Source organism: Vibrio sp. 10N.222.48.A3 (genome assembly GCF_041475345.1).
Lineage (GTDB): Bacteria > Pseudomonadota > Gammaproteobacteria > Enterobacterales > Vibrionaceae > Vibrio > Vibrio tasmaniensis_A.
Genome location: NZ_JBFRVX010001638.1, coordinates 1 through 478 on the forward strand (window position 1 = coordinate 1; position 478 = coordinate 478).

General features: G+C 41.0%; 2 protein-coding genes. Both read left to right on the forward strand.

Going from position 1 to position 478, the window contains the following annotated elements:
* Window positions 1-40 precede the first annotated feature (40 nt).
* On the forward strand, window positions 41-301 hold the full coding sequence (locus AB4653_RS28185) for a type B 50S ribosomal protein L31 (protein ID WP_009847432.1): 261 nt from the start codon (window positions 41-43) through the stop codon (window positions 299-301).
* Window position 302: 1 nt separating this feature from the next.
* The gene (gene ykgO, locus AB4653_RS28190; RefSeq protein ID WP_009847431.1) at window positions 303-428 is read left to right on the forward strand and encodes a type B 50S ribosomal protein L36; all 126 of its coding nucleotides are present in this window, start codon (window positions 303-305) and stop codon (window positions 426-428) included.
* Window positions 429-478 lie beyond the last annotated feature (50 nt).

Consider the following 478-nt stretch of genomic DNA (forward strand, 5'->3'; position numbering starts at 1 on the left):
ATGTTATAACATATCAAGTTAGTTATTTAAGGGAAATACAATGAAACCGAATATCCACCCTGATTACCGCCCCGTGGTTTTTCATGACACCAGTGTCGATGAGTACTTCTTAATCGGATCAACATTGAAAACAGATCGCACTATCGAATGGGAAGACGGAAATACTTATCCTTACTTCACGATTGAGGTGTCGTCAAAGTCGCATCCTTTCTATACGGGTAAACAGCGAGTGCTACATAAAGAGGGACGCGTTGCGAACTTCACTCGTCGTTTTGGTCAATTAGGTAAGGGAGCTAAATAGAATGAAAGTTGTGAAATCACTGAAAAGTGCGAAAAGCCGTCACCCAGATTGCCAAATAGTAAAGCGTAGAGGTCGTCTCTATGTCATCTGTAAATCCAACCCGAGATTCAAAGCGGTTCAAAAATAGTCAGTCAATTTGATGTGACATGAGTGTAAAAACGAGGGGAAAGTCAAACT

What these genes read in the sequence shown, in the direction of transcription:
- ykgO (WP_009847431.1), top strand. Translation starts at nt 303, where the DNA reads ATGAAAGTTGTGAAATCACTGAAAAGTGCGAAAAGCCGTCACCCAGAT.
- AB4653_RS28185 (WP_009847432.1), top strand. Translation starts at nt 41, where the DNA reads ATGAAACCGAATATCCACCCTGATTACCGCCCCGTGGTTTTTCATGAC.